Raw genomic sequence first — 9780 nt, forward strand, 5'->3', positions numbered from 1 at the left:
TTTAATCTCCTTTCTCTTCTTTTAAATAACTTCTAATACTATAATCCAAATCTCTTAACGTTCCTCTATATGCAGGAATATCATTGGTAAGCCCTACAAAATTAAATATAAGTTTTCCTTTACTTATTAAGCTACCTGGAAATGGTAATATCTTCTCTCCAAATCCATATCGCACGTTCTTTATTAACACACCACCTTTTTTAAGTCGATAATATTCCCTTATTTCGGAAACTGCTGACATCGTCCCGTAAAAACTTATACAAAAGTCAACACCTAAATAGATAATTTCACCTTTTGAGCCAAATATTGTCTTGTATTTTTCTTGTAATTGGTTAGGTACTTCTCCACCACTTGAAAAAGCTTTACGTATTGTTGCAAAACCTTGTGTAAAATTAAAAGCACCATGAACTAAAATATACCCTCCAATAACTTTTGTAACGGTAGCATCAGGAACTGCAATTAAACTAACTCCAGTAGCTACTTGACCCAGTCCAGAAATTAAAATTACAGTTCCATCAGCCAAAGCTAACCAATTTATATCTACATTCCACTCTCTATTCTTATCCTTTAATTCTCCTGCAACTCTTTCATAAGCGATAAGATATGCATCATAAGAAATTTTACCCTCTAAATATAAATTCGTTAATCTCGCCAGATCTGGATGGTCTATAATTTGTGCATTTGATTTCTTTAAATTTCTATTAATATTGCTAAATGTATTATTTAAATCCCGCTTTTCTTCTGCAGTTAATCTGTCATCATCATTAACAATCTCTTTTAACCGCTCAATATCTCTATCTGTTAACTCTGAAGTTATTCCTCCAGTGCCAGCTGTCAAATTCGCCATATGTCCCATCGGATCAATATATTTTAACGGATTCTGTAATACGTAGATATATAGATTCTGACTTAGCGGGTTAATCAGATTTCCTGGATAAACATCTTCTGTAATAAACCGTCCGATCTCAGAATCATAATATCTTGCTCCATAGTAATATAAACCTATTCCTATAACCTGCCTCTGCCCTGTAAATTTATACCTGGTCTCTACTTCAAAATCCACCACACTTGTTCCAGGCTTATGCAAGTCTTCACCAAATGGCAGATAATCCTGTTCCCAGATTACCTTACCTGTTCCATCTGTCATAAATCGGGTTGAACCAAGATTATCATGGTGGTAATAGTAAACTTCGGCATCACTTCCTACTATTCCTTCTACTTTCGCTATTGGACGGTCAAATGCATAAATATAAGAAATCTTCTTACCTTCTGAAATGTTATCTTCATAAATTACCTTACCTGCATAATTGAATACATAATTGATATTGCCTTCCTCTTCTGTTTCAGAGCGAATCCTATTACCATCTGCATCATAGATAAACTTAGCCTTAAGTTTGCCATTCCGATATACTGCCTTTAACCTGTTTCTTACCGTGTACTCATACCGCCAATATTCAACATCAAAACCTTCCTTGATAAATTCTACACTTCCATCTGCTTTTACTGTAAACTGATTGCCTTTCTCAATTAAGTTGCCATTTTCATCATATACATAATAGAAGGTCTCTCCTGTTCCATTGTTGGTCATCTTCTTCAATCGATTACTGCCTTCATAGTACTCATAAGTTATCTCTTCTGTATTGCCAACAATAGTCCTCTTAGCTGTCCTGTTTCCTCCAGCATCATAATCATACTCCAAACGGGCTCCATCTGATCTCTGATAAATCTTAACCATATTACGCAAGTCACCATAAAATTCTGACTTATCAACAAAGCCAAAGTACATATCACGGTCATCAAATTTAGAGTGAATCTTAAATGCCAGCGCTTCTACCGGTTCCTCAAATATAATTGTTATATCTCCATCTTCATCTTTCTCAAAATACCATTGATCTTCAGGTAACTTATAGAAAGTAAAGTTGTCGGGACTATAGTAAACAGTTAATGTATTCTTTTCAACCCGATGTTCAAGTACTTCTGGTGCAGGCTTTAATTCTATCTTTCCTATAGAAGCTTTTTCAACTAAAACAACACCAATACTGTTAGCCTTATAATCAAACTTAACCCAATAATTCTCCGGCTCAACTAGACTTAATGTTCCAAATATATCCTCTTCTGCTACTCCAAAAATACCTGTCCTCTCTCCATAGAAAGTCCCTTCTACCTCAGCGACTGTCAATCTATCTAATTTATCATAGTAATAATAGTTGGTGTTTCCTGTAATATGGTTGGTTCTGCTCTCCACATTGTTATTACCATCATAGGCATAACTTATATCAAAAGGTGTCTTTAACTGCCCCTCATCTACAGTTATTACTTTTATACTCTTAACTCTTGAATTAGCATCAGGAGTAATCTCAGTATTGGTTCCATTATTATATCTAATTCCTGCCAAAAATCCATTATCAGCATAGGTAAATGCTGGGTTATCCACTGTTCCATCAGCGAAGCCTGTTACACCTACTAACTGATTCAACTTATTATATTTATACTCAACCCAGATATTGCTCTCAGGATATTTGATAAATCGCAGATTTCCAACTTTGTCATACCTATAACCAGTGACATAAATCTTACCTGCAATTATTCTGCTCTCCTCAATAATCCGACCTAATGGGTCATATTCACTTAAGATAACACTATCATTATCTCTTGCTTCCAATCTGTTACCTTCTTTATCATATCTATAAGTAATTGTATCTACAATATTACCAGCATTATCTACATAATCAATCTGAATAGGCAAATAATTTTTAAGATAGGTATATACTGTCTTCTGGCCTTTCCTATCTATCTTCTCCTTTAGATTACCTACACCATCATAGCTGTATTTGATTACTCCACCCTCTGGTCTAATCTCCCTGACCAGCCTATCTAGTTGATCGTAAATATATCTGGTTGTTACTCCATTGGGTAATACTTTTTTCATCAGATTACCATGAGGATCATAATAGTAAGATGTAATACCACCTTCTGCGTCTATCACTTTTATCAATTGATTCTGACTATTATATCTATATTCAGTTTCATTGAATCTGCCATCTATCTCTTTGATCTTATTTCCCACATTATCATAAAAATATGTCCGTTCACTACCGTCCGGATAAATAATATATTTCAATCTGTACAGATCATCATACTCAAACCGGGTAACATTACCTGACGGGTCTTTAACTTCGGTTTTGTTACCAACTTTATCATAACTATAACCAGTAACATATTCTCTACCTTTCTCATCAAAAATAATCTCCTTTGAAAGCCAGTATTGTGGAGTGTATCTATATTCTATTTTCTGCCCCTCAGAATTGATAACTTCAACTTTATTGCCTACTTTATCATACCTGTATCGTGTTACATATTCTCCAGCTGAACTACCATAAGTGATTGTCCTGCTCTCTTCAATCACCCGGCCTAATCTATCATATTTAATCTTTAACGTATAATCAGGATCAATCTTATAATATGGCACCTCACTATGTTCATAAATCTCATCTGCAAAGAGAATTACTGTATCACTACCACCAGAAGATACATGTTTTACCCCTCCTGGAGTTGTTACTGATACCCTGTTACCAATAATGTCATAAGTGTAGTATGTGATCTGGTCATTATCTCCGGTCTCATTACTTACATCCTCTCCATTCCTTAAAAGACCATTTACTACTGTTTCTGCTACTACCCAGCCACGGGCATTGTACATTTTCTGGATAATGTTTCCTTCCGTATCTACTGTCTTAATCAGTTTCCCATTTCTATCATAATAGTGATATGTTGTATTACCTGATGGATCAGTCTCTTTAATCAGATTTCCAACTGCATCATATTCATAACTATATACCGCTTTGTTGGTCTCACTTTTTCCATACAGCCAATAACTGTTTGGTCTGATCTCTTTTATCTTTCTTCCTGCATCATCATAGAAATAGAGAATCCGGGGTTGATAATTAACTGCTGTAAAATCCAATGTAGTAGAACCCCATTTTTCTTGAATTATTGGCTTTATAAATTGATCTTCCGGCAGTATCTCTTCTACCAACCTGCCTGAACTATCATATTTGTATTGAGTTACTCTGCCCTCTGCATCAACTACTTCTACTTTATTACCCAACTGATCATACCTGGCAGTAGTTTTAATACGATTTCCATCATTGTATTTTGCCACTTCAATCACATTTCCTGACCAGTCTTTTATCTCTTCTGTCTTATTTCCCTCTGCATCTATTATGGTTTTTTTGTTCAAAACCGGGTCATATTCAATTGTAGTATATAGCTCATTATCATAAGGATTATTTACATCTTTACTGCCATCAGGATAAATTATCTTTATCACCCGGTTAAGTTCATCATATTGAGTAAAGGTAACATGACCTTCTGCATCTTTAACTGCTATCCTTCTATCACTCTCATCATAATAGAAGCAGGTTGTATTCACTTCTACTGTTCCATCTTCTTTTAAGTTGAAGGTTTCTAACTTAACCCAGCGGTTTAATCCATCATAATAATACCTGGATTTGTTAAAGATGGGCTCATTTAAAGAATTATCAGTGATAGCAGGGTCAGATAGGGAAATATCTCTTACCGCATTGACAACTGTAGTTTGATTAAGTTCATTATCATAGTACTGAATTTTTACTGGGTTATTGGAACGGTTAGAATATTTTGATGGATCCAAATTCCCGATCTTACCGATAAATTTATCATCATCATCGGGATAAATTATTTTAATCAAACGTTTTAATTTATCATATCGGTATTCTGTAAGATTCCCTTCTGCATCAATCTCCCATTTTTTAAGCCCTGTATTGTAATCATATCCGAATTGAGTGATTATATAATCTCCTGGAATAGGATTTCCTTCTGCATCCAATATGGGTGCTCCAGCATTTCCTTTTTCGATAACTCTGGTTAAATAGGCATGGCCGTATTCTTCACTATACTCCATCTCTGTTACATAACCCAGTGGATTTATATTTTTCGTTATATTACCATAACTATCATACTCAAATCTATTCTTAATCCATTTTTGCTTTATGTTATCCCACTTTGCCTCTAAAACCAGATTACCTTCTGGTGAATAGATATAATGAGACTCAACCCGAACTGGAGTGGTATCAATTGGGCTGTGATTCAAAACAAAACTGTGAGCTAACAAATTATGAATATTCGGATTTACTTCTCCCTGATAAAAATCAGGATCTGATGGTTTTTCAAACTCTGCTGGAAAAGCATCATAACTGCTGTCTGTATTCAGATAGTGCAAATATCTTTCCAGTCCATTATCTGAGTTATATTCATAAATGCGATTTCCCCAATTATCATATCTATATTTCTTCTGCAGCACCAGTTGGTTTGAACGATATAATTTCTCTTCCTCTACAGCTTTCAATTTTTTATTGTAAATAAATACCTGCTTAATTACAGGATTTTCACCCAAAAACTGCTGCCTTTCTATATTCAAACTATTTTCAAATTTAAGTTTGGTTTTTTGACCATTTGGCCCTACCACAGTTGTCCACTCTACATCATTACCCGGATTACCATCTTTAAACTGATAACTATAAACTGTCTTACTATATTCAGAAAAAGAATATTTATCAAGATATTTCATCTGCGCTGTTACCATTACTCTGGTCTCATTGACAAGCCTGGTTCTTACTTCTGTTCTTTGTTCGGCTGAAACTTCTATCTCTTTTCCTCCGTCATTAGTTAAAGTTACAGTAACTGTATCATCATAAATATTATACTCTTTTTTGTCTTGCCCTGTTACCATATATAAATATCTTGTTTTGCCACCTGTTGGATAAATGATCTCTCTCAATACAGGTACATCTTTTCTTTTAATACTTCCTTTACTACCACCATCTTCATATATAACTTCTCCATCATATGTTACTTCTGTATCCCATGAAGCCCTTGATCCATATTTTACTTCTACTGTACTGTAAACATAGGTAGTAACCCTGCCATCAGGGTCAATTACACGATAAAGTCTGCCATCACTGTTATACTGATACTGATAAACCAGATCTCCAAAAGTTATTCTCTCAATATTACCCAGTGTATTATAGCTAAAAACTACTTCACGCCCAATAGTATCTATAATTTTAGTTAATTTCTTCCCATTATAGTAAAATTTAATTTTGTTATTTCCCGTCCGGTCAACTATAGAAAGAATTTTTCCATCACCGTCAAAGTAATATTTCGTCCCATCTTTGCGAATAATTTCAATTTCCGTATCTTCCCATATTTCTTCAATCGTACTATACACTGTTCCTAAAAAATATGTTGTTATATTTTTAACTTTATTCTGAAACTTCTTACCGATAAAATGTTCCCCTTTATGATATTCAACTATACCATACCCGGCAGCATACATTCCTATCCCTTTCATCTCCCATTCCAATTTACAGGGAGCGCCATCTTCAAAATATAAATACTCTCCAGTATCAGTAGTCTCAATCCGGGGAATGGTAAGTGACCAACCCAAACCAAATGCCTGATAGACCTTTTTCTTATTGCCGATTTCATTCTCTTTCTTACCTAAATATTCCCAGACTGCTGCTGTATTGTCATATATTCTTCCAATCATCAGATCAAGCCCATTTCTACCCGGAATGGAAATATCTATGCTTCTAAGTACCAGATTACCGCTGGCTGGCAGTACATTTTCTTCGTTATCTTTGAAATAACTCTGATATGGAGATAAACCTAAATCTTTATACTGATCAGCATCCGGGGAATAATTCATATTGAGCTGAACATTATACATTGAGAAATGATTACTGTCAATCCTGATTTTATTATGAACCGGATCTATCTCTGCATTCTCTATCCTGATCCATGCTGCATATCTGATATCATAGTGATATACTCCCAAATCCAGCTCAGAATATCCTTCAGGAATTTCTGCTTCATCATAACCAAACTCCAGAGTCACCGATCTGGCAAACTCTACCTTTTGCTTAGGTTGATTATTCTCATCCAGAATGTTAAATGCATATGTTTTTCCAATAACGGGATTATCAGTCTCTGGAATTTCTGCCTCATCAATAGATACCACCTGAATTATTACTTGAGTCGCAGTTTCTCCTCCTTCTTCACTACCAGATAAGGCACCTGCTGGAATCTCTACTTCTACTTCATCATACTCTACTTTACCACCTTCTGCCGGATTAACGGGCTTTTTAACCGGGCCAACCTTCACCCTCTGCCCCTCCGTCCTGCCACTCTCATTCCCCACATGATCCACAGCACTTAAACTGTAGATATATTCCTCACCATTGGTCACATCATTATCAAAGTATTTTGGGTACATGGCAGGTTCCAATTCAATAAAGTTTTTACCATCACTAAATGCCGGTGTCCTATACAGACGATATTTTGTCAAATCCCACTCAGTATTGGCTTTCCATTCCAGTATTACCCGCTTATCCCCAGGAACTGCTGTAAAATCCTCTGGCACATCTGGTGGTGTGGTATCAATATAAACCCTGGTAGTCCCTACCTGCTCCCAGCCCATATTATCAACTGCTTTAACGTAAATATCATGGATTCCATCCTCTAAAGATGGTAATTGATAAGGACTCTCCACTATTATGTAATCTCCATCATCGATCTTTAACTCATAATGATTAACACCGGAAACATCATCAGTCGTAAAAAAGCTTATAACTGGCCGGGTGTTATTGGTCCAATCAGCTGGATCTGCTATAGGTGTAAATGGATTGGGTGGAGTTGTATCCCTTTTAATATCAATTACAAATTCATCACCATTTCCTAAATAGTCCTGAACTCGAATAGTAAAAAGATTGCTTCCCTCTTTTAATGAAACAGTATGGCTAAATTCTCCATTATCCACCAACACTAATTCACCATTAATTGTAAGTTGAGTTGGAGTATAGTCATAAAGATATCCCTCAATGGCAATCTCATCCTCAATAACTATTAAACCATCATATTGCCGTTTAAACTCCAGCCGCGGTGGTTCAATATCATAAACAACTCTTATACGATCCTCTCCTACAAGTCCATCATTCCCAACTGCCTGAACTACAATCAGATTGGCACCTTTATTTAAAGTAACCTCTTCTGCAAAATGATTACCTGTATAATAAAACTGACGTCCGTTAATAGTAGCAGAATAACTGGAGTTATCCATCGTACCTTCAACAGTAATTATACTTTCCTGGGTTACAAACTCATCAAGAGGTGATATAATCTCAACCAAAGGAGGTCGATTCATTGTAACAGTAATCTCCTCAATATCCTTGACCCCCTGGGCGTTTACAGCCTCTATAACAATGGTATGGGATGCACCATTTAAGTCACCTTTTTTGCCTTTGCTTCTTTCAACAGAAAGCTGTTTTTCAAACTGAAAAGAACCGTCGATTAGTTCAACTTGTACACCATCAATAGTCAGGGTCTCTACCTGACCCTTAACAAAACCTTTTATTATTGTCTGGTTACCAACATATTCTCCATCATGGGGATAAGTAATTACAATTTCAGGTTTATCGGGTGTTGGAAAAGCTTTGCTTCCCCAGAGTTTTACTTCATAAATTCTGCCAATTATTGGGTCATTATCAGGGTTTTTAAAATAAATGCGAACCTTATCAGTAGCAATACCTTCATCACCTAAATAAAAAGTATTCCAACCGTGATTTAAATCATGTCTACTAAACTCTCCAACTGTAGAGTATGGAATCCAGTTACCATCCTGATAATACTCAATCCGGGCCTTAAAATTATAACCAAAGGCCTGATAAAAATCCAGATATTCTATAACATAACTCTCACCCAGATCAAAGACAAGATAACCGTCTGTTGGAGTGATATATTCTGTCTCCCAATGAGTTGCAATATTACCATCAATCACATTTTCTGCCCCATAAGCCAAAGAAGTATTTGCACTGCCGACTACCTCTTTTACATCAATCTGGCCATAATTAAAAACTAACTTAAGTTTAAGATTTCTAATCTTAAAACCATTTTTCTTCTGCGAGCCGTGACCAAACTGGATTAAATTATCTCCACAGACTAACCGATTGGGATTAATCTCTTCTACAATTTTCTGCCAGCTGAACCGTTCCTTGCTCGTCTCCTCAGGAGTCTGCCACATGGTATAACCGTTAATCTTTCTAATACCTTCTTGATATTCAAGATCATAGGCCTCATAAATTAGATATGCCCTATCCAACCTGGTCAGATTTTCATCTATCTGAAAACTCCATGAAAACAAATCAGTAGAACCGGTAGGTATAACTATCTCCTGATCATAGGAATATTCACGGATAACATCTACCTCAGGACTGCCCCATACCTCCAACTCACCAAACCCGGTATCAGCTGTGGATGCAGTATAAAAGTTCAATCTAACAGCATCAGTCAGAACAGGTTCGGTAATCTGCCAACTATTCCAGCCCTCTTTTAACTCATATCCAGAAATATTACCAGTACCCGGTAATTGAACCCAGATTCCATCACTGTTTCTATATTCAATACCAAAAGTCAGTGTTTCTACTACCTGATTAACATACAGCTTAATTTTAGAAGGTGTTTTAAACTCACCAAATTCAAGAGTAACAGGATTAATCCATCCTCCACTACCAGATTCCAAACTCAGGGTTGTATTAAGATTACCATCATTTAGTGGTGTAGTTATATCGTTTAAATAGTCACAATCAATTATCTGATCATGACCATAGGCTGTTAAGCCTATGGTCATAATTCCTATAATCACCAGCAGTTTAAATAGATATTTATTCCAATTCATAGTAAATC

At 35.8% G+C, this 9780-nt stretch carries 1 protein-coding gene; it reads right to left on the reverse strand.

Translation table 11 applies throughout. The features are described 5' to 3' along the window. Position 1: 1 nt before the first annotated feature. Positions 2 to 9772 carry an RHS repeat-associated core domain-containing protein gene (locus BBF96_RS09030; protein WP_127016842.1) on the reverse strand — a complete coding sequence of 3257 codons (9771 nt, stop codon included), beginning with the start codon at positions 9770 to 9772 and terminating at the stop codon, positions 2 to 4. Positions 9773 to 9780 lie beyond the last annotated feature (8 nt).

Source organism: Anoxybacter fermentans, assembly GCF_003991135.1.
Lineage (GTDB): Bacteria > Bacillota > Halanaerobiia > DY22613 > DY22613 > Anoxybacter > Anoxybacter fermentans.

Coding starts and splice junctions, on each gene's coding strand:
- BBF96_RS09030 (WP_127016842.1), bottom strand. CDS start 9,772: ATGAATTGGAATAAATATCTATTTAAACTGCTGGTGATTATAGGAATT.